The sequence below is a fragment of the Paraburkholderia nemoris genome (assembly GCF_905221015.1).
GTDB classification, from domain to species: Bacteria; Pseudomonadota; Gammaproteobacteria; order Burkholderiales; family Burkholderiaceae; genus Paraburkholderia; species Paraburkholderia nemoris.
This window is the reverse complement of the sequence record NZ_CAJNBO010000010.1, coordinates 19,227-40,383: the sequence shown is the minus strand read 5'-3', so window position 1 is coordinate 40,383 and position 21,157 is coordinate 19,227. Positions and strand designations below refer to the sequence as shown.

Sequence of the window (21,157 nt, the reverse complement as noted above, 5' to 3'; positions counted from 1 at the left end):
GAGGCGGCGCGACCCGCCGCCTCAACTCCGCTTGCAGAAAATCGCCGTCACGAGCGGTGCCACCCGATGCACGATCGCTGTGCTTCCGGCCTCGGTGAGCGCGGCCTGGACCTTGGATTCGCCGCCGAACACCACGACGCCATAGGCCGAGCGGGCCACGGGCTCACCGTCGCCGACGCGAAACATCGGGTCGTCTTTTTCGTAGCCGACCACCGCAAAAACGTGAAAGCCGAAGGCGGTCAGGTCGGCGCCCTTCACCGGCGAAAACGCATTGATCGAATTGCTTTCGACTCGCATAGGCTTCGGATCGATCAGTTGCTGCTGAGCGAGATCGGCAATGAACTGATGACCGCTCTCATTGCAGGTGAGCGGTGCGTCGAGAGCGGCAGCATGACTGCTGAGCGGCAGCGCGGCGGCAGCCAGCGCAAGGAGTACGGATGAAAAGAAGCGTTTCATATACGTGAATGGCGGCCCGCGTTCGATGTAGTGAGTTCGCAACGGGTGGCGGCGATGCGCCGCACCTCGAAAAGACATTGCGCATCGAAGTAATCGGGCGTGACAGGCGCAACTGGATTCGCACTTTAACGTGATTCGGCATATCTTGCCCGGCGTCTGACACGTATCGGCAACAATGAGCGCTTAAGAAAACGTTAAGGAAGGAAGCAAGCTTTTACGATCCCGTATATATTTCCGGGTTATGAATTCGCGACCATCAATTCCAATTAACGTTCCGGCCCCCAGAACATGGGATGCGAGGCTCGCCCGCCGACTAGTCACGCCGCTCGTCAACACGTGGGTCACGCCGAACCATCTGACTACGCTGCGCCTGCTGATCGGGCTTGCCGGCGCGCTCTGTCTCGCCCACGGAGGATTCGCCTGGGCCAATGCGGGCGCCTTTCTGATCGTGCTATCGAACTTTGTCGATCACACAGATGGCGAGCTCGCGCGCATCGGCGGAAAGTCGAGCCGGATCGGTCATTTTTACGATTTAGCGTGCGACGCGCTTGTGACCGTCATGTTGTTCGTCGGCATGGGCGTCGGTTCGACGCATGTCGGCTCATTGAAAGTTTCACCCGGCTGGCTGGGTGCGGTGGCGGGCGTCGCTGTCGCGCTGATTTTCTTCCTGCGCATGCGCATCGAGGAGATGGCGGGCAAGGCGGGGACCAAGCAGGCAACGGTCGGCGGTTTCGAAACCGAAGACGTGCTGTACCTGCTACCTATCGTCACGCTGACGAGCGTCGTCATGCCGTTCGTTGTTGTCGCGTCGATCGGTGCGCCGCTTTTTGCGGTCTGGGTGGTGGTCGATTACTGGCGCGTCGCGCGCCGCGCCGCACGCTCGGCGGTTGCCCCCGTCAAGGCGTCTGAAACCAGTCAAATGTGGGCCAGTGAATGAGTATGCACGCCGAAGACGACGTGATCGCACCAAATTCAGTTGAACGTTCGCCGGCCTCCTCGCTGGCATCGTCGGCCGCGGCTGCGCCTGCGCCGAATGCCGATCGCGCCGTAGCGAGCCGCACGCGCACGTTCGACACACGCCGTCTCTCAAAGGATTTCACCGATCAGGGCGCGTTCCTGTATCTGGAAGATTTTCTCGCGCCCGAAGTCACTGCCCAGCTCGTGCAGAGCGCGCGCGGTCTCCTCGACGAAGTGAACCGCAACTATCTGCCGGGCCATAAGCAGGGCGGCAGCGTCAGCCGTCATACGATCGACCGTCTCGCGCCGTTCATTGCCGAACTGTATCGCTCGAAGGAACTGATCGGCTGGCTTGAGCAACTCAGCGGCGACAAGCTGCAAGTGTCGCCTGCTGACGATCCGCACGCCTATGCGCTGTACTACTACACGCGGGCCGGCGACCACATCGGCTGGCACTACGATACTTCGTACTATGACGGCCGCCGTTATACGCTGCTGCTCGGTGTGATCGACGAATCGTCGTGCCGGCTCGATTACGAATTGCATACGCGCAATCCGGACGTGCCGGATCAACCCGGCTCGGTGCAGATTCCGCCGGGCGGACTGGTGTTCTTCGACGGCGACAAGCTGCGTCATCGCATCACGCCGGCCGGCGCAAACGAAATGCGCGTGTCGCTCACCTTCGAATACGTCACCGACCCGAACATGCGGCCGTGGCGCCGTTTCATCTCGAACATGAAGGACGCGATCGCGTACTTCGGTTTCCGCCAGGTTTTCCGTCAGATGACGAAACGCCGCAAGGACCCCGCATGACACGCGCGGCCCTGATTCTGCTGTCGATCGGGACGGCGCTCTTTGTCGGTCTGCTCGCGTGGCAGGGTTTCGGCTCCGTGGCCTCGGCGCTGGCCGCGGCCGGCTGGGGACTTGTGCTTGTCGCGGCATTTCACCTCGTGCCGCTGGTGCTCGACGCCGGCGCAATCTCGGTGCTGTTCCAGCGTCAGCATGACGGCGTGCATCACAACGCGACGGTGCGCGACGCATTGTTCGCACGCTGGATCGGCGAATCGGTGAATAGCCTGTTGCCGGCCGGCCAGATCGGCGGCCCGGTGGTGATGGTGCGGCAACTGTCCCAGCGCGGCATGCGCATGCGTGACGCGGCCGCCGCCGTCACGGTCAGCACCACGGCACAGGCGGTCGCGCAAATCGTCTTCGCGTTGCTCGGGCTGCTGCTGTTCGGCGCCTACGCCGCGCACGGTGCGCTTCACGATTTGCGAACCGCTACGCTGATTGCCACCGGCGTGCTGGGTGCGATGATCGCGGGCTTTTACTATGCCCAGCGGCACGGCCTGTTTGGCCGTTTGCTGGGCGTGGTGTCGAAGCTGTTCGGCAAGCGTGACTGGTCGTCGCTAATGACGCGCGCAGAGGCCGTCGACACCGCCGTGCAGGGCATCTACCGCGAGCGCGGCCGCGTCGCGGCAAGCTTCGCACTGAGTCTGGTGGGCTGGATCGTCGGCACGGTCGAGGTGTGGCTCGCGCTGCGCTTTCTCGGCCGTCCGGTCGACTGGGTCGACGCACTGCTGCTCGAAAGTCTCGGCCAGGCAATTCGTGGCGCGGCGTTCATGATCCCGGGCTCGCTCGGTGTGCAGGAAGGCGGCTATCTGTTGCTCGCGCCGCTCGTGGGTTTGCCGCCGGACGCGGCGCTGGCGTTGTCGCTCGCCAAGCGCGCACGTGAAATTCTGCTCGGTTTGCCTGGACTACTGGTGTTGCACTTCAGCGAACGAAGCTGGCAACGGCGGCGCGCCACGGGGCGCGTTCCGGCTGTCGATTAATCTCCGAATTCTTTAAAGGACTGTGCATGCGTGCCATCATCCTCGCAGCGGGCCTCGGCCTGCGTCTCCAGCAACCGCCGCAGGCACAGTTCCCGAAGTGCCTGTTGCAGTTCGACGGCATGAGCCTGCTCGAACGGCATCTGCAAATGCTGGAAACCGCCGGCGTGACCGACGTCGTGCTGGCGCTCGGTTTTCAGCCGGAATCGGTGCAGGCGGAACTGGAGCGGATCAATTGGCCGCATAAGGTGGAAACGGTCCTGAACTCGCGTTACGACCTGGGCAGCGTGTTGACGGTGCACACGGTGGCCGAGGCGCTGACGCGCGGCGGCGACGTGCTGCTGATGGACGCCGACGTGCTCTACGACGAGCGCATTCTGAACGCGCTGGTGAAGGGTGAGACGGTCAACCGCCTGTTGATCGACCGTGATTTCGAAGCCGGCGACGAACCCGTCAAGCTGTGCCTGAAAGACGGTGTGCCGGTCGAATTGCGCAAGCAACTCGCCGTCAATCTCGAGTACGACACCATCGGCGAATCGGTGGGCTTCTTCCGCTTCCGTCAGGAAACCGCGCAACGTTTTGCGGAGATCGTTGCGGGCTACGTGGATAGCGGCCGGGCCAACATGCCGCACGAAGAAGCGGTACGCGACCTCCTGCTGGAGCGCAGCCAGGTATTCGACACGGCCGACGTAACCGGCGCGCCGTGGATCGAGATCGACTTCCCGAACGACGTCGCTCGCGCAAGCACCGAGATTCTGCCGCAACTGCAACCGCTGGTCAGTGCATCGCGCTAAGTCTCGTCAAGTCTCGCGCTTCTGAATTGCCGCTGTATGGCATGGTGGGCCGGCTGTATGCCGGCTCACCATCGCGTCGATTTTCTCCCCTTCTGTTTTTCTTAATCTGCTCAGCTTCGTTGCGCGCTCAACTATTGGGCGGCGGATAGCAACGTCATCCGCGCGAGTACGAAAAGGCTTTGTTTAACAACATCTGTTGTCGATGCGATGCCATAATCGCAGCTTTACACCGACGGCCTTGCAACCCGTCGTCATGCCAATGCCTCTCGCTTTAGGCACTTTCATCGTTCCACTGATCGTCGCGTGTGCGATGTTCATGGAAAACGTGGACGGCACGGTCATCGTGACGTCGCTGCCTGTTCTGGCGCGCGATCTCGGCCAGGATCCCATCACCCTCAAGCTTGCCGTGACGGCTTATGTCATCGGCCTCGGCGTCTTCATTCCGATTTGCGGTTGGGTTGCTGACCGCTTCGGTTCGCGCACGGTGTTTCGTACGGCAATCGGCGTCTTCATGGCCGGCTCGCTGATGTGCGCGGCGTCCACGTCACTCGGCACCTTTGTGGTTGCGCGCTTCGTGCAAGGCCTCGGCGGCGCGATGATGGTGCCGGTGGGGCGCATCATCATTTTCCGCTCGGTGCCGAAGTCGGACTTCATTCGCGCGGTCAACTATCTGACGGTGCCCGCGTTGCTCGGGCCGGTAGTCGGGCCGCCGCTGGGCGGCTTCATCACGACCTATCTGCACTGGCGTCTGATCTTCTTCATCAACATTCCAATCGGCCTGCTGGGTATCTGGCTTGCCAACAAGCACATCGCCAACGTGCGTGAAGCGCATCCCGGCCGGCTCGACTGGACCGGCTTCGTGTTGTCGGCGAGCGGGGCGTCGCTGTTCATGCTGGGGCTCTCGCTGGTAGGCGGCGAACTGGTGTCCAACACGGTATCGGTCAGCATGTGCGTGATCGGCGTGCTGCTGCTGGTGGTGTACGTGCTGTACGCGAATCGCGTCGAATTGCCGGTGCTCGATTTGCGGCTATTGCGCATTCCGAGTTTTCACGCGAGCGTGGTGGGCGGTTCGCTGTTTCGCATTGGCCTCGGCGCGGTGCCGTTTTTGTTGCCGCTCGCATTGCAGGAAGGTCTGGGCATGACCGCGTTCAAGTCGGGGTCGATTACATGCGCGTCCGCATTCGGCTCGATCTTCATGAAAGCGGCTGCGTCGCGCATTCTCGAACGGTTCGGTTTTCGCACGGTGCTGATGTTCAATGCCGGTTGCGCGGGGCTCGCGATTGCCGTCTACGGTCTGTTCTTTCCCGGTACGCCGCATTGGTTGATCTGGTGTGTGGTGCTGTTCGGCGGCTTCTTCCCGTCCTTGCAATTCACCTCGTTGAATACGTTGGCGTATGCGGATATTCCAAGCCGCGACGTTGGCCGCGCGACGAGCGTCGCGAGTGTGATCCAGCAGATTTCATTGGGGCTCGGCGTGACGATTGCCGGCATCGTGCTGCAAATCTCGCATAACGTGCAGGGTCATTCGACGATCGTGTTCTCGGACTTCTGGCCGGCGTTCCTCGTGGTCGGCCTGTTCTCGTTCCTGTCGATTCCGGTGACCGCGCGCTTGCCGCAAGGCGCCGGCGACGAAATCGCACGCGGCAGCCGCGGTAGCGCCTGAGCGTTCAACTTACGGTGCGCCGTGCTTCGTGGTGCGGCGCACTGACTGCGTTCGATGCCGATTCGAGCACGGCTACTCGCGGCAATTAGCGTCGTTAGATAGGGTAATTTTTGTGTGCTGCAACATGCACCATATGCGTGCAACAGCTTCGCAATTGACGGACTGGCATGTTATAAGCCCAAGGCAGCTTTCGTTATCGTCAGATGAAAAAGTCGTCTTGGGGGATATATCCAATGAAGTTGTTTCACAACGCCAAGCCGTCCGTTAGCGGACTTGCGCTGGTCGCACTCATCTCCGTTTCGAGCGGTTTTCTCGAAGTTACTCCAGCCTTTGCCAAAGCGCCCGAGAAAGCGCAGCCGGCAGTTCTCACGGCGTCCGCCATTGCAGTGGCCGACAAGTACAGCGCCGACGCCGCGGAACAGATCTTCAAGGAAGGCGGTAACGCCGTCGACGCGGCAGTCGCGATTGCCTTCACGCTTGCCGTGACGTATCCGGAAGCGGGCAATATCGGCGGCGGCGGTTTCATGACGCTGTATGTCGACGGCAAGCCGTACTTCCTCGACTATCGCGAACGCGCCCCGCTGGCCGCGACCAAGAACATGTACCTCGACGACAAGGGCGAGGTCATCAAGGGCATGAGCCTGTTCGGTTATCGCGCGGTGGGCGTGCCGGGCACCGTCGACGGCATGTGGCAAGCGCAGCGCCGCTTCGGCAAGCTCAAATGGAAGCAGGTGCTCGCACCGGCCATTCATTACGCACGTGACGGCTTCGAAGTCAGCGAGCAATTGCAGCAACGCCGCGACGACGCCGCGAAAGACTTTGCCGGCAAGACCAACTTCGATACCTACTTCGGCAACCTGAAGCAGGGCGTCAACTTCAAGCAACCGGATCTCGCCGCCGTGCTGCAGCGCATTTCGGATCAGGGCGCGAAAGACTTCTACTCGGGCAAGACGGCAGATCTGATCGCGGCGTCCATGCGCGGCCACGGTCTGATTACGAAGGCCGATCTGCAACAGTACAAGGCCGTGTGGCGTCAGCCGATCCAGGCGGACTGGAACGGCTATCGCGTGATTACCGCGCCGCCCCCGAGCTCGGGCGGTATCGGTCTCGTGCAGTTGCTGAAGATGAAAGCCGACATTGCGCCCGATTTCAAGGATGTCACGCTGAACTCCGCGCAATACGTGCACCTGATCGCTGAGATCGAGAAGCGCGTGTTCGCCGATCGTGCGCAGTATCTCGGCGATCCGGATTTCTACAAGGTGCCGGTCGCGCAACTGACCGACGACGCATACATCGCCAAGCGTGCCGCGGAAGTGAACCCGAATACGCCGTCGGATACGAAGAGCGTGCAGCCGGGTCTGGGCACAACGATGCCGGAGAAAGCGGAAACCACGCACTTCTCGGTGATCGACAAGTGGGGTAACGCTGTGTCGAACACGTACACCATCAACGGCTACTTCGGCTCGGGTGTGGTGGCGGATCGCACGGGAATCGTGCTGAACGACGAGATGGACGACTTCTCCGCGAAGCCGGGTGTCGCGAACATGTTCGGCGTGGTGGGCAGCGACGCGAATTCGATCGAACCGAAGAAGCGCCCGTTGTCGTCGATGAGCCCGACGATTCTGACGAAGGACGGCAAGGTGTCGCTCGTGATCGGCACGCCGGGTGGCTCGCGTATCTTCACGTCGATCTTCCAGGTGATCAACAACATCTACGACTTCAACATGCCGTTGCCGGAAGCCGTGGGCGCGATGCGCTTCCATCACCAGCTGTTGCCGCCGAACACGATTTTCTGGGAGCCGTACAAGCCGATCGACGGCGAACTCGCCAAGCAGATCGAAGCCAAGGGCTACACGCTGAAGGGGCAGGATTTCAGCGGCGACATCCAGGCGATCAAGGTCAATGGCGATACGCCGGAAGCGGCAGCCGATCCGCGCGGCCGTGGTGTGACGCGGGTGATCCAGTAAGCGGTTGGCTTCAATCGCTTAGGTGCAGTTGAAAGTGCAGTTGAGCGGCGCGTCTTTGCTGATGCGCCGCATGCAGAAAAAAGCCTCGCGTTCAATTGAGCGCGAGGCTTTTTTTATTTCCCATCACAGGCCGTCGAGCGAATCAGCTCGTCTGCTCTACCGGCGTCAAGGTCAATTCGAGCCGTTGCGCGCCGCGTAACACGGTCACGTTAACCGGCCTGTCGATACGCGACACATCGAGCGTGCGTTGCAGGCTATCGACGTCTTGCACAGCAAGCGCGTCGATCGCGACGATCGTGTCGTCGGTGCGCAGACCGCCGAGCGCGGCCGGGCTGCCCTTGACGATCTCCATGACGTGCACGCCACTCTCCGAACTCAGGCCGAAATAGCGCTGCACGCGGCGCGACAGCGGCCTCGTGGTGCCGGCCACGCCGATGTACGCGCGCCGTACGCGGCCATGCGCGAAGATCTGCATGATGACCCACTTGGCCGTATCGATCGCGGTGGCGAAGCAGATCGCCTGCGCGCCGGGAATGATCGCGGTGTTCACGCCGATCACCTGGCCGGCCGAATTAATCAGCGGGCCGCCCGAATTGCCGGGATTGAGCGCGGCATCCGTCTGGATCACGTCGTAGATCATGCGGCCCGAATTCGAACGCAGCGAACGGCCAAGCGCCGAGACGACGCCGGTCGTCACGGTTTGCGCGAGGCCGAGCGGATTGCCGACCGCGATCGCGATCTGGCCGACGCGCAGCTTCGACGATTCACCGAGTTCGACGTGCGGCAAGGGCTCCGGCGAGCCGATGCGCAGCACGGCCAGATCGCTGCCGGGGTCGTCGCCGACCAGGTCGGCGTCGAATTTCGCGCCGTCGGCGAGCGTTACGGTGATGTGGGTGGCGCCGTGCACGACGTGGCTGTTGGTGAGCAGATAGCCGTCCGGCGTGAACAGAAAGCCCGAACCGGTGCCGCCGCGTGCGCCGCGGCTGTCACGCCCGGACGGCGCACCGGGCAGCCGGCGTTCGACAGAAATGAAGGCGACCGCCTGCTGAACGCGTTCCAGCGCGCCGATCACGGTGCGGGAATAGGCGTCGAGCAGGGCGTCGTCGGATAAAGCGGTGAGTGGATCGGACCCGGGGGCGTCGGATGCGGCGCGCGACAGGTCATCGATGAAGCGTGGGCGGCTTCCCATGGCGATGCTCCGGATAAACGGGAATCCAGATGCGGGGCGGCGGGCGGGTTTTTCAAGTACGGGCACACGCCATGCGAACCTGTCTGGCGCTACCATGCCAACAAGGAGATAGCCGCCATGAACTCGCCCGCAGCGTCGACAGAGCCACTCGAACCGCGCATCGAATCCCTCAGCGCCATCACGCTCGCCACCGGCAATATGCCCCGCGCGGTGCTGTTTTACGAAGCGCTTGGTTTTCCGATCAAATTCGGTGGTGCGCAGGAAGCGTTTACCTCGTTTGCATTCGGCGGTTCGTATCTGAACCTGATCGTCGATACGCGTGCGCCAGTCAACTGGTGGGGCCGCGTGATCATTTATGTCTCGGATGTCGACGCGCTCTACCGGAAGGCGCTGGCAGCGGGTTTAAAGCCGTCGCTCGAACCGTCCGATGCGCCGTGGGGCGAGCGCTATTTCCACATCACCGATCCCGACGGCCACGAACTCAGCTTCGCGAAACCGTTGCGTTAGCGCCGGGCGGCCGCGCTAAACTCGCTATCATGACTGAGCTATAAGGTGCGCAAACCGCCGGCGAGCACCCGTCGCCCCAAGGCGCGGCGGCCGCGCTGGTAACACGGTTGACACTTCGCGCTTCGATAATCGAACCCGTTCGCGACGCGTATGCGCCGCGCGCCTAACCATTTCCGTTGCCAGGAGAGTCGCAATGAAAGAGCTGGATCCGAGACCCGAGGCCGAAGTCATGGCAGAACGGCAGCGCCGTTTCGAGGAGGACCTCATCGATGCCTACGACGAGGAACTCGAAATGGAGGTCGACGACCGTATCATCGACGGCGCGGACGGCTTCACGCCCGAGCATCGCGAGGCGCGCAAGGTGTACTTCCGCGAGCTGTTCCGTTTGCAGGGCGAGCTTGTCAAACTGCAGGACTGGATCGTGCAGACCGGCCATAGGCTGGTGGTGATTTTCGAAGGACGCGACGCGGCGGGCAAGGGCGGCGCGATCAAACGCATCACGCAGCGGCTCAATCCGCGCGTGTGCCGCGTGGCGGCGTTGCCGGCGCCGAACAACCGTGAACGCACGCAATGGTATTTCCAGCGTTACGTGTCGCATCTGCCGGCGGGCGGCGAAATGGTGCTGTTCGACCGCAGCTGGTACAACCGCGCGGGCGTCGAGCGCGTGATGAATTTTTGCAGCGACGACGAGTACGAAGAGTTTTTCCGCTCGGTGCCGGAATTCGAAAAGATGCTGGCGCGAAGTGGCGTGCAGATTCTCAAATACTGGTTTTCGATTACGGACGAAGAACAGGAAATCCGCTTCCAGAACCGCATCCACGATCCGCTGAAGCAGTGGAAGCTAAGTCCGATGGATCTGGAAAGCCGGCGCCGCTGGGAAGCCTATACGCAGGCGAAAGAAGTCATGCTGCAGCGCTCGCATATTCCCGAGGCGCCGTGGTGGGTCGTGCAGGCGGTCGACAAGAAACGCGCGCGCCTGAACTGCATTCACCATCTGCTGAGCCAGGTGCCGTATCACGAGATCGAGCATTCGCGCGTCGAGTTGCCGGCGCGGGTCTATCACGACGAATACAGCCGCCAGCCGGTGCCGTCGTCGATGATCGTGCCTGAAATTTATTGATTGATCGTCGGCGCGGTGAAATGAAAAAAAGCGCGGCAATGACCGCGCTTTCTTTAACTTCGCCGTTGCCGGACTTGCATCCGGCACCAGCGATTTCAGCAGTTTCAGAATACCATCCGGAACAACCAGTACAAGGCGCCCGCCAGCGCGATCGAGACCGGCAGCGTCAGCACCCACGCGAGGATCAGGCTGCGCACGGTGCCCCATTGCAAGCCGGAACCGTTGGCCGCCATGGTGCCGGCCACGCCTGACGACAGCACGTGTGTCGTCGAGACCGGCAAGCCGTACATGTCGGCTGCGCCAATCGTCAGCATCGCCACCAGTTCAGCCGAGGCGCCCTGTCCATAGGTCAGATGCTGCTTGCCGATCTTCTCGCCAACGGTGACGACGATGCGCTTCCAGCCGACCATCGTGCCGAGACCCAGTGCGATGGCGACCGCGACCTTCACCCACGTCGGAATGAACTTGGTGGCGTGATCGGTCTGCGTCTTGAAGTTGTCGATCGCCTTGGCGTCTGCCGCTGAGAAAGCCGGCTGCTTGCTTTTCTCCATCAGACGAATCGCTTCGGACGCGACATACATGTTGTTGCGCACGTTATCGACGATGTTTTGCGGCACGGTTGCTATCGATCCCGACTCGCCGACCTGCTGACCGATCAGGTCGGTCAGTTGCTGCAAGGCCGGCACCGTGGCGGGCGTCAACTGGCGCGTGCGCACATACGCTTCGACATCGCCACGCGGATCGGCGGACGGCGCCACGCCTTGGGTGTACTTGGCGAGTGTGGCCGAAGCCTGGTGCGCGACCGCGAGATAGGTCTGCGTTTCCGCCGGTGTAACTGCCTTGTTCAGTGCGTACGCCGTTGGCACCGTACCGATCAGGATCAGCATGATGAGGCCCATGCCTTTTTGCCCGTCGTTCGAACCGTGCGCGAACGAAACGCCCGTGCAGGTCAGAATCAGCAGGCTGCGAATCCAGAACGGGGGCGGTTCCTTGCCTTTAGGCTCGGCATACAACGCCGGAACTCGCACCACCGCCTTCAGGATCAGCAGCAGCAGGCCGGCGGCGAGGAAGCCGACCAGCGGTGAAAACAGCAGCGACTTGCCGACGCCGAGCGCCTGATTCCAGTCCACACCACTCGTGCCGTTGGCGCCGTGCATCAACTGATTCATCAGGCCGACGCCGATGATCGAGCCGATCAGCGTATGCGAGCTCGACGACGGCAGTCCGAAGTACCACGTGCCCAGATTCCAGATGATCGCCGCGATCAGCAGCGCGAAGACCATCGCGAAGCCCGCGCTGCTGCCCACTTGCAGAATCAGTTCGACGGGCAGCAACTGCAGGATGCCGAATGCCACGGCGCCCGATGAAGTCAGCACACCGAGGAAATTCCATCCGCCGGACCAGACCACCGCAATGTTCGGCGCGAGCGAATGCGTGTAAATCACGGTGGCGACCGCGTTGGCCGTGTCATGAAAGCCGTTGACGAATTCGAAGCCGAGCGCAATTAGAAGCGCGAAGCCGAGCAGCAGATAGGGCAGGAACGAGGCCTCGCGAACCGGTTCTAGATCCGTTGCCAGATGCACGGCGCAATAAGCAGCGCCGATCGCAATCACGACGAGGAAAACGATGAGGCTGAGATGACGCCCTTTTCCAGGTGCGGCGCCCGATTGCGGGTACGAAAGTTCCGGCATGGCATGAGCCCTAAAGTTTGTCGCGGAACTGCCGATCCTGCGGTGCCTGTGTGTCGTAATGATGACAAAGGCGTGACCGTTATGCGGGACGGGCGTTCGCGCAAAGGTATATACAGATTGGCGCTACAGGAAAGGCTGCCGTCTGTGCGGCGCGGTAGAACGATAAGCGGTCCGAAAAGAACTATGCGCGAAGTGCGCTTCGGCGGCGGAACGGATTGTCCGGTTCAACTGTCGCCAGGGTCGCAAATGAACTCGTGCGACCTAAGTGTTCGCTACAAATGCGGCGCATTACGGTCCATGCAACGCGCATTTGCCTTGCGACCATCCTCGTGCAGTTTAGGCGACGCGTTGGCGGATATCCACCAGGACCTTTTTTTGCTAGGCTGACATCAAAGGGCCATCTGAAGGACATTCGATGAAGCGGGCGAGCCGGAAAATCGACAAACAGGCTGCGGACAGCAAGCCGGCCGGCGCGGAACCCTCAGCGGAGGCAGCCTTTGCGTCCTACGCGGCGCCCCTTGTCGATGACGCGATCGAACTCGCCAATGCAGTGCGCGAAGACGCGTCGCCGGAAGCGCTGCACAAACTGCGTGTGTCGCTGCGGCGTTTGCGTTCGTTGTGGTGGGCGTTCGAACCCCTGCTGGACAAAGGCGAGATTACGCGCCAACGGGCGATGTATAAGTATCTGGCGACTGCCGCCGGCAAGACGCGGGATTGGGACATTCTGATCGAACTGATTGCACGGGACGAGCGCGTTGCGCACGAGATGACGCCCACGCTCCAGGCAGCGCGCGGCGGCGCTTTGGCGACGAGCCGTGAAACGCTTTCGAACGCGGACGTCAAACATTTGCTGCAAGACGCCTTGAGCAGCGCGAATAAAGAATTGAACACCGCCCGTGAGCGTGTGCCGCTGCAAAAATTCGTCGACAAGCGGGTGAGCGCCTCCGAACGTTCGCTTAAGAAGCGTATAAAACGGGCGTCTCGAGCGAAGCGCTCCAACTACACTGCATTTCACGACGTCAGAAAGGCGGGCAAGAAAGTGCGCTATCTGCTCGAGTTTTTCGGGCCGGTTCTGAGCGGCAGCCACAAACGTATCCTGAAGCGGTTAAAGCAGATTCAGAAGCGTTTCGGCACGCTGAACGACATCGTCGCAAGCGAGATGCTGCTGCGCGACAATACGGACTTGCTGGTTGGGTCCGGCGACACCGATGCAGCGCTCGACTGGCTGAAGAAGGAGCGCAAACGCCGGATGCGCGCGGCGGCGGGGCTGTTGCGCAAACTGTGATGCGGCTTGAAGGGCGGTCGCACGCTCGAGCGGACCGGCCCGAATAATGACATCGGCGGTACGTCCGCACCTGGTCGGTCAGGCGGGTCTTTTGCGAAGGAGGCGATGCGCACGTGGCACATCAAACGCTTTCGCTGCGTCGACGGTTGCGCTTCATGTCGCGCGCCGGTGGGATCGGCGTGTCGCGTTACGTGGGCAACCACCCGTATTTCGCCGGCCTTGCCGGCACGGTGGTCGCCGTGGCGATGGCCGGTTTGACGCTGCTGACGCTGAGCAGCGGCCGCGCCGACGCGCTCAACCACGCGCGCGAAACCGCGCAAAACCTCGTCTCGATCGTTTCCTCCGATCTCGAACGAAATGTCGAGATCTACGATTTGTCCCTCGAGGCCATGGTGGACGGCGCGCGGGATCGCGCCACGTGGACGCTGCCTGCGGACTTGCAGCAAGCCGTGCTATTCGATCGCGCAACCACGGCAGCCTACCTCGGCGGCGCCTATGTGATCGCTGCGGACGGGCGGGTGATCGCTTCGCAGAACGGCGAGATCAATGCCGAAGTCCGCCTCGCAGACCGTGACTACTTTCTGGTGCATCAACGCAGTCCGGCCGTCGGGCTATATTTCTCCCATCCGTATCGCTCGCGGCTGCGCGACGGGAAGTTCTCGATCGGCCTCACGCGGCGCATCAACGAAGCCGATGGCACCTTCGGCGGCGTCGCGCTTCTGGCGATTCGTATCGAATACTTTCAGCATCTGCTGGATCGGATCAATACAGGCGATCTGGGTTCCGTATTCATCGTGATGGACGACGGCACCTTGCTCGCCCGCAAGCCGTTTTCCTCGCGTGATATCGGCACGAGCATCGCGAAGTCGCCGACCTTCGAGGTGATGGCCGCGCACAACTCGGGCTCGTATGTCGCGAAATCGGCGGTGGACGGCGTGCGCCGGATGTTCACCTATGCACGCGTGCCGGGTACGCCGCTGATCGCGGTGGTTGCACCGGCCGAGGACGAAGTGCTCGCGCCGTGGCGGCGTCGAAGCATGCTTGCCGGCACGCTGACGCTCGCTTTCGGCGCGGTATTCGTGATGGTCTCGTGGGTGCTTGCTTTCGTCTTGCGCGACAAGCTGCGCGCGCAAGCCGCGCTGGTGCGTCTCGCCGCGACGGACCCGCTTACCGGGCTCAGCAATCGCCGCGTACTCGATAACCGGCTCGACGAAGAGTGGCGGCGCGCGCGGCGCTCGGGGCAACCTTTATCGGCCTTGTTCATCGACATCGATCATTTCAAGCAATTCAACGACGTCTACGGCCACGCGAGTGGCGACGACGCGTTGACCGCCGTGGCCGAATGCATCTCCGCGACGGTGCTGCGCGCGGTGGATCTGGTGGCGCGATACGGCGGTGAAGAGTTTGCCGTGATCTTGCCGGACACCACGGCGGAGGGCGCGCTCAACCTCGCGGAGAAGATTCGCAGCAAGGTGCAGAGCCTGCGCGTCGCGCATCGCGATGGTGAAGCGATCACTATCACGGTGAGCATTGGTTGCGCGACCAGTGTGCCGGCGGCAGGGGCGAGCGCGCTCGACCTGCTGGCCGCTGCCGACCGGCAGCTATACGCCGCCAAGGCGGCGGGGCGCAACCGGGTCAGGTCGGCGACGTGGGCGGGGCAGTCGGTGGCGCAGGATGCGTCGTCGTGAAGGGTGGAGCGTGATGGCAACGGCTTGCGTGTGACCGATGCGGTTCCGACGTCCGGCCAGGCTATCACTTTGTGACTTGCCCAGGCGCGTCAGCCGCGCCGGGGGGCAAACCCGCGCAGCGTTACCGCGCCGCGAACGTCACCGTAGGGCTCTGGCTTGCGTTTGCGGGTGGTTTCGTCCGTCAGCGGCAGAGGTTCGACGGGAAACCCGCGCTTTTGCCAGGCGTCGAGGCCGCCTCTGAGTGCGCGGATCCGCGTGTACCCTTTCAGGCGCATCCGTTGCGTGATCTCGACCGCGGTCGCGCTGTCCGGGCAAATGCAATAAATCACCATGTCATAGACGAGCAGCGCGCCGTCGATCTGCTCAGACGAGTGCGGGTCGAGCGCCAGCACGCCGGGGATGGTGCGCAGCCCTTCACCAGATGAGGCGGCTGGGCGGGCGTCCAGGACCTTGGGCGGCGTGATGCGGCGCCATCCAGCGAGTGTCGCTTGCGACGCAGCCGCGGAGGCCGCGTCCGCGAGACGGCTTCGTTCGCGGCGTCGCTGCTGCAGGCGATACGCCAGATAGGCCAACGCTGCGGCCAGCAGGATGTCGAGTACCGTGCCGCCCCGTGCTTTGACGAACGCGAGCAGCATATGCAACTGTCTTTCCGCCGCGGCGCCGCCGAGTAGCCAGAAGGTGGCCCACACCAGGGCGCCGGCGAGATCCCACAAAGCGTAGATGCGGCTGTCCACCGCTGTCGTGCCCATGAGCGGCGGCGTGATGAGTCCTAGCCCGGGGACGAACTTCGAGATCGACACGAGCGCTACGCCAAAGCGCTCGAATAGCGAGCGGGCCTTGTCGACCCTGGAATCGATCGCTGGGGAGATCCGGCCCAGGGCGGCGATCAGTTTGCGGCCGTAGATGCGGCCGGCGGCGAACCACGCACCGTCGCCGATGAGCGCGCCAAGCACCGCGGCGAACAGGATCGGCCAGAAAGACAGCGTGCCGGCGGCAATCGCCGAGCCCGCGAAGAGCAGCGCGGGGACCGCGGGGATCGGCAGGCCGAGCCGTGTCAACAGGACGTTCACAAAAACGAACACGCCGCCCCAGGTTGACACCGCCGACGACGGAAACTCTACCAATTGCGGAACTCCTGTTGTGACGGTTGGGCCGCGCTGCGGCGGGAGCTTGTTTCGCCGGGCTGCAAAGTGCGTTCCTGAGAGCGTTTATCTATGCGCGCGTTCGGTTCGTGTCCGGGGTGGGATTCTATTTCGATCAGGATACTCGATGAGCCTGGGTACAGCGCCGGGCTGTCCTGCCTGAGCGTAAGCCGAATTCGCGCCGGTGTTTCGTGCGGACGGACGCCTGTTCGACCTGACCGCGCTCCTTGTTTCTTTGGCGGACGGCTACTCTGCAATTTCGTTCAAGACCGCGCGTGTCCGCCGCCGCTAATGTGGCTGCTCGTTCAACGGAACAGGACAGTAGCATGAGCTCACGGTACGTCGGATACCTGTTTTGCGCGCTGGCGATGATCGGCGTCGGCAGCACGGTGGTCGTCAGCAAATCGATCGCAAGCGGACTGCCGCCGTTCAGCGCGACCGCACTGCGCTTTGCCATCGCGTTTCCCCTGTTTGTGCTGGTGATGCGCTGGCGTGGTGTACGCTGGCCGCGTCTCGATCGACACGATACGTTGCTCGTGATCGCCCAGGCGGGGGCGGGCAGCGTCGGGTATACGGTGTTGCTCATCAGTGGCATGAAGCTCGCCTCCGCCGCCGACGCCGGTGTGATTGCCGGCACCCTGCCGGCTGTGTCGGCCGTGGTCGCCATGCTCGCGCTGGGTGAGCGCCCCGCGCCTGCGTTGATCGGTGCGATTGGCCTCGCCACCCTGGGTGTGCTGGTGTGCACCGTGCGTATCGACGATTTCACCACGCCGCACGCCGCCAGTTCGCTGACAGGTAACGCGCTGGTGTTTGCGGCGATCGTGTGCGAGGCGCTTTTTATCCTGCTCAATCGCAGGTTGCACACGCCGGTCGCGGCGCTGCCGCTATCGACGTTGATGTGCGGCATCGGTTTCGCGGTGGCGCTCGGGCCGGCATGCTTCGAACGGCCCTGGAGTATGCCGTTCAATGCGAGCGCCCTGAACGGCGTGCTGTACTACGCGCTCGTGCCGACCGTGGCTGGCTTTGTGCTCTGGTATGCGGGGGCGGCGCGCATCAGCGGCGCGGAAGCTGGGCTCATGACCGCGCTCGTGCCGGTGAGCGCGGTGGCGTTGGCTGCTGTCGTGTTGCGGGAGCCTGTGAGTGCGGCGCAACTTGCGGGAGTTGCATGCGTGCTTGGCGCGGTGTTGCTGGCCACCTTCGGCCAGATGCGTACCGCGCACAGCACGGCGTGAGGCGGCGGACGATGCCGCAGCGTGATTCGCGGTGCGACCGAACCGCTATCAGGTATTGGCGACCGCCACCACGCCTGGATTGCCCACGATAGACAAAAACTCGCGACGGGTCGACGGATCGGTACGGAACGTGCCCAGCATGCGCGAAGTGACCATCGTGACACCGGCCTTGTGCACGCCCCGGGTGGACATGCACTGATGCGCGGCTTCGAGAATCACGCCGACGCCTGCCGGTTGCAGCACTTCGTTCAACGTATCGGCGATTTGCACCGTCATCTTTTCCTGAATCTGCAGGCGCTTGGCGAATGCATCGACGAGGCGCGCCAGCTTCGAAATGCCGACCACCCGATGTTCGGGCAGATAGGCGACGTGCGCCCGCCCGATGATCGGCACCATGTGGTGTTCGCAATAGCTTTCGAAGCGGATGTCTTTCAGCACGATCATTTCGTCGTAGCCGTCCACTTCGGAAAACGTGCGGGCGAGGATCTCACGCGGATCGATCTGATAACCCGCGTAGAACTCCTCATAAGAGCGCACCACGCGAGACGGCGTATCGATCAGGCCTTCGCGCTCGGGATTGTCGCCGGCCCAACGCAGCAACACGCGTACCGCTGCTTCAGCTTCTTCGCGGCTGGGGCGGTCTACTGCGGCCGCGGGTTTGGTTTTCTTCGCTTTGCTGCTGGCCATCCGTCGCTCCTCTGGGATTGCGCGTCGACGCTGAACGGAGCGCGCGGGTTCAATGAGTGCGGCCATTGTTCCATGTTTTAGGTCGCATCGTGTCGATGCCCCCTCTCGCGGTCGGGGCGTGTGCTTACTTTGGCCACTCGTCCATGTCGTCGTTGAAGAGTTCGGCGACGATACCGCGCAGCCAGCTTGCCCGCGGATCGTTATGAAACTTGCGATGCCAGTGCTGCCGCAGATCGAAGCGCGGCAACGGAAGCGGCGGCTCGACCAGGGTGATCGACGCATGCTCCGACACGTACGCGAAGCCGATGGCGTGCGGCACTGTGGCGAGCAGATCGGTGCGCGCGAGGATGAACGGCAGGCTCATGAAGTGCGGCGTTTCGAGGACGGCGCGGCGCTTGATGCGCTTCTTTTCCAGGTAATGTTCGAGGACTTCCTGGCTGCGTCCTTCGGCACGTACGACCGCGTGACCCGACGCCACGTACTGCGCCAGTGTGAGGGGCGCCTTCGCAAGGGGGTGTCCCGTGCGCATCAGGCAGATGAACCGATGGGTGAAGAGCCTTTGCTGGAAGAAGTTATTGCCTGACAGATCGGGGAAATAGCCTACGGCAAGATCGACGTCGCCCGATTCGAGTCCACGTTCCACGTGCGAGGGCGAGAGCGACACCGAGCGCAGATTCGCATGCGGCGCGCGTTCGGCGAAGAGTTGCAGCAGCCGCGGCAGGAAGACGATTTCGCCGACGTCGGAGAGTGCGAGGGAGAAGGTATGGGTGCTGGTGGCCGGATCGAAGTCCTGCACGTCGAGCATGCCTTTCTCGATGCGCAGGAGCGCATCGCGGGCGGCGGGGAGGATGGCGAGCGCGCGGGGTGTGGGTTCCATGCCTTTGGATGTCCGCACGAAGAGCGGATCGTCGAAGTATTCCCGCAGGCGGCCTAACGCGGTGCTGACGCGGGGTTGGCTGACGCCGAGTTGCTCCGCTGCGCGGCTGACGTTGCGGGTGTCTTCCATTGCTACCAGGTAGGGGATTAGGTTTAGGTCCAGGGTTGTGTCGGACATGCTGGTTTTTTGCCTGCGGCGCTGAGGTTTGGATATTCGCTGTGTAGATAGAGGGTAGTGTAATCATCTTGATTTGGGATAGTGGGTTTTCTGCCTGCTCGGCGGTTTTGTCTGTGTTCTGGCTTTTGTGCCTTTCCTTGCGTTGTTAGTGGTCTATTAGCGTTGCCCCTGTGCGGGGCGGCACTTACTTTCTTTGCCGCCGCAAAGAAAGTAAGCAAAGAAAGCGGCTAGAAGCCCCTGCTAAGTGGGCACCGTGGACTGCTACGGGTAGTGGTGCGACTGGAATCCGTGCTCTCGCACATTCCACGTTAGTGACAAAGGAATCATCAGCTCCCACTCCGCACTGCGTGCGTCGCGGACGGGTCTGCAGGGGAAACCACGGGCTTCGGTTGAGGTTTGTGGGGGCCGTCGGCTTCGCCTCGGCGACGTGCCACTGCACTCACCCGGGAACCCCTCCCTTCAAATTATTTGCCGGTGTCCCGCAATCACGGTCACGGCGCGGGTGCGGTTGCAGGTGCCGTTGCCGTTCCAATCACAATTGCGGTGACGCGCAATGACGAGGCCACGGTTCGTTGGCGAAACGCGAACAGCTAAAACGCAGCGATCGGTTTTATGAACGGCTCTTCGGCGCGCGCAGCGCCGCCGGAAGTATGACGCCCTTGTCACAAGCTTATGCATGGGCACGAACACAGATTCCAGATGCACCACTACCCTGAGCGAGCTGCGGGACCCGCTTAGCAGGGGCTTCTAGCCGCTTTCTTTGCTTACTTTCTTTGCGGCGGCAAAGAAAGTAAGTGCCGCCCCGCACAGGGGCAACGCTAATAGACCACTAACAATTCAAGGAAAGGCACGAAAGCCAGAACAAGGAAAGGCCAACGCCCTAAGAACACGGCCAACAAGCGCCGCGAAGGCAAACACACCAACAAACAGCCAACGCCCAAAAAAGCAAAAGCAACCCCGCCGGGCAGGCCAAAACCTATGATTAAGGGGAATCCCCTGCCTTGACAACCAACCCAAACCGCAACCATAATCGCCCTGAACGTTCGCTAACCGAATCCATGTTCATACATCGAACAAATCGGCGGCGAACAAACGCAAGAGCAAGCCCCGGCCCGGAGACCGTCCCGCACAAGCCCCTGCCTGCAAAGGCAAAAAGCCCAGCGATACGCAGCGCCCCAAAAGGAAATTCGACATGATCAACAAGATTTTCGAGTCACTTCAGTCGGCGGTCGCCGATGTCCACGACGGCGCGACCGTCATGATCGGCGGCTTCGGCACGGCCGGCATGCCGTCCGAGCTGATCGACGCGCTCATCGAACAGGGCGCGCGCGAACTCACCATCGTCAACAACAACGCCGGTAACGGCGACATCGGCCTCGCGGCGCTGCTCAACGCCAAACGCGTGCGCAAGATCATCTGCTCGTTCCCGCGCCAAAGCGATTCGTATGTGTTCGACGCGCTCTATCGCGCCGGCGAAATCGAGCTCGAACTGGTGCCGCAAGGCAACCTCGCGGAACGTATTCGCGCAGCAGGCGCGGGCATCGGCGGGTTCTTCACGCCCACTGGTTATGGCACCAAACTCGCTGAAGGCAAGGAAACTCGTCTGATCGACGGCAAGCATTACGTGCTGGAGTCGCCGCTGCATGCGGACTTCGCGCTGATCAAAGCGTTCAAGGGCGACCGCTGGGGCAATCTGGTCTATCGCAAGACTGCGCGCAACTTCGGTCCGATCATGGCGAGCGCGGCGAAAACGGCCATCGTGCAAGTGTCGAAAGTGGTGCCGCTCGGCGAGCTCGATCCGGAAAACATCATCACGCCAGGCATCTTCGTGCAACGCGTGATCGAAGTGCCGCAAGCTGCGCATCAAGCCGAACTTGCATCCGCGAACGCCGCCTGAGG

The 21,157-nt window shown here is 62.3% G+C and carries 18 protein-coding genes; 12 read left to right on the top strand and 6 right to left on the bottom strand.

Annotated features, from left to right (window positions below; all coding sequences use genetic code 11):
• Positions 1-21 precede the first annotated feature (21 nt).
• On the bottom strand, positions 22-456 hold the full coding sequence (locus KHO33_RS16910; RefSeq protein ID WP_200565426.1) for a hypothetical protein: 435 nt from the start codon (positions 454-456) through the stop codon (positions 22-24).
• Positions 457-697: 241 nt separating this feature from the next.
• Between KHO33_RS16910 and KHO33_RS16905 the strand changes: the two genes are divergently transcribed.
• From KHO33_RS16905 to ggt, 6 genes are all read left to right on the top strand, one after another.
• Complete coding sequence (locus KHO33_RS16905) at positions 698-1,393, top strand: CDP-alcohol phosphatidyltransferase family protein (protein ID WP_054040636.1); 696 nt, start codon at positions 698-700, stop codon at positions 1,391-1,393.
• The gene (locus KHO33_RS16900) at positions 1,390-2,226 is read left to right on the top strand and encodes a HalD/BesD family halogenase (RefSeq protein WP_200565292.1); all 837 of its coding nucleotides are present in this window, start codon (positions 1,390-1,392) and stop codon (positions 2,224-2,226) included. Before KHO33_RS16905 ends, KHO33_RS16900 begins: the two co-directional genes overlap by 4 nt.
• Positions 2,223-3,242 (top strand): flippase-like domain-containing protein, encoded by a 1,020-nt coding sequence (locus tag KHO33_RS16895; RefSeq protein WP_200565291.1) that lies wholly within the window; start codon positions 2,223-2,225, stop codon positions 3,240-3,242. The genes KHO33_RS16900 and KHO33_RS16895 overlap by 4 nt, the downstream gene beginning before the upstream one ends.
• Before the next feature lie 26 nt (positions 3,243-3,268).
• Positions 3,269-4,033: a phosphocholine cytidylyltransferase family protein gene (locus KHO33_RS16890; protein ID WP_054040634.1), complete on the top strand. Its 765-nt coding sequence runs from the start codon at positions 3,269-3,271 to the stop codon at positions 4,031-4,033.
• A gap of 259 nt (positions 4,034-4,292) precedes the next feature.
• Positions 4,293-5,696, top strand: coding sequence for an MFS transporter (locus KHO33_RS16885; RefSeq protein ID WP_200565425.1), 1,404 nt, complete (start codon positions 4,293-4,295; stop codon positions 5,694-5,696).
• A 233-nt stretch (positions 5,697-5,929) separates the two neighbouring features.
• The gene (gene ggt, locus KHO33_RS16880; RefSeq protein ID WP_200565290.1) at positions 5,930-7,663 is read left to right on the top strand and encodes a gamma-glutamyltransferase; all 1,734 of its coding nucleotides are present in this window, start codon (positions 5,930-5,932) and stop codon (positions 7,661-7,663) included.
• A gap of 142 nt (positions 7,664-7,805) precedes the next feature.
• Here the strand turns inward: ggt and KHO33_RS16875 are convergent, their stop codons facing one another.
• Positions 7,806-8,852, bottom strand: coding sequence for a S1C family serine protease (locus KHO33_RS16875; RefSeq protein WP_200565289.1), 1,047 nt, complete (start codon positions 8,850-8,852; stop codon positions 7,806-7,808).
• Between the two features lie 117 nt (positions 8,853-8,969).
• Between KHO33_RS16875 and KHO33_RS16870 the strand changes: the two genes are divergently transcribed.
• Both KHO33_RS16870 and ppk2 read left to right on the top strand, forming a co-directional pair.
• Positions 8,970-9,359 carry a VOC family protein gene (locus tag KHO33_RS16870; RefSeq protein WP_200565288.1) on the top strand — a complete coding sequence of 130 codons (390 nt, stop codon included), beginning with the start codon at positions 8,970-8,972 and terminating at the stop codon, positions 9,357-9,359.
• A 193-nt stretch (positions 9,360-9,552) separates the two neighbouring features.
• Positions 9,553-10,479, top strand: coding sequence for a polyphosphate kinase 2 (gene ppk2 / locus KHO33_RS16865; RefSeq protein ID WP_200565287.1), 927 nt, complete (start codon positions 9,553-9,555; stop codon positions 10,477-10,479).
• A gap of 104 nt (positions 10,480-10,583) precedes the next feature.
• Here ppk2 and KHO33_RS16860 read toward each other — a convergent pair whose 3' ends face one another.
• On the bottom strand, positions 10,584-12,170 hold the full coding sequence (locus KHO33_RS16860; RefSeq protein ID WP_054040625.1) for an inorganic phosphate transporter: 1,587 nt from the start codon (positions 12,168-12,170) through the stop codon (positions 10,584-10,586).
• Positions 12,171-12,585: 415 nt separating this feature from the next.
• Between KHO33_RS16860 and KHO33_RS16855 the strand changes: the two genes are divergently transcribed.
• Positions 12,586-13,455 (top strand): CHAD domain-containing protein, encoded by an 870-nt coding sequence (locus tag KHO33_RS16855; protein WP_200565286.1) that lies wholly within the window; start codon positions 12,586-12,588, stop codon positions 13,453-13,455.
• A 113-nt stretch (positions 13,456-13,568) separates the two neighbouring features.
• Positions 13,569-15,143 carry a sensor domain-containing diguanylate cyclase gene (locus KHO33_RS16850; protein ID WP_200565285.1) on the top strand — a complete coding sequence of 525 codons (1,575 nt, stop codon included), beginning with the start codon at positions 13,569-13,571 and terminating at the stop codon, positions 15,141-15,143.
• Positions 15,144-15,232: 89 nt separating this feature from the next.
• Here the strand turns inward: KHO33_RS16850 and KHO33_RS16845 are convergent, their stop codons facing one another.
• Positions 15,233-16,267 carry a VTT domain-containing protein gene (locus KHO33_RS16845; RefSeq protein WP_054040623.1) on the bottom strand — a complete coding sequence of 345 codons (1,035 nt, stop codon included), beginning with the start codon at positions 16,265-16,267 and terminating at the stop codon, positions 15,233-15,235.
• Positions 16,268-16,611: 344 nt separating this feature from the next.
• Here KHO33_RS16845 and KHO33_RS16840 point away from each other — a divergent pair, with 344 nt between their 5' ends.
• Entirely contained in the window at positions 16,612-17,517 is a 906-nt protein-coding gene (locus KHO33_RS16840; RefSeq protein ID WP_054040622.1) for a DMT family transporter, read from the top strand.
• A 48-nt stretch (positions 17,518-17,565) separates the two neighbouring features.
• On the opposite strand, the gene folE is transcribed toward KHO33_RS16840, so the two are convergent.
• Both folE and KHO33_RS16830 read right to left on the bottom strand, forming a co-directional pair.
• Complete coding sequence (folE, locus tag KHO33_RS16835) at positions 17,566-18,204, bottom strand: GTP cyclohydrolase I FolE (protein ID WP_054040621.1); 639 nt, start codon at positions 18,202-18,204, stop codon at positions 17,566-17,568.
• A 124-nt stretch (positions 18,205-18,328) separates the two neighbouring features.
• Entirely contained in the window at positions 18,329-19,258 is a 930-nt protein-coding gene (locus KHO33_RS16830) for a LysR family transcriptional regulator (protein WP_054040619.1), read from the bottom strand.
• 1,192 nt (positions 19,259-20,450) lie between these two features.
• On the opposite strand from KHO33_RS16830, the gene KHO33_RS16825 reads away from it, so the two are divergent.
• The gene (locus KHO33_RS16825; RefSeq protein WP_054043283.1) at positions 20,451-21,155 is read left to right on the top strand and encodes a 3-oxoacid CoA-transferase subunit A; all 705 of its coding nucleotides are present in this window, start codon (positions 20,451-20,453) and stop codon (positions 21,153-21,155) included.
• Positions 21,156-21,157: the final 2 nt, after the last annotated feature.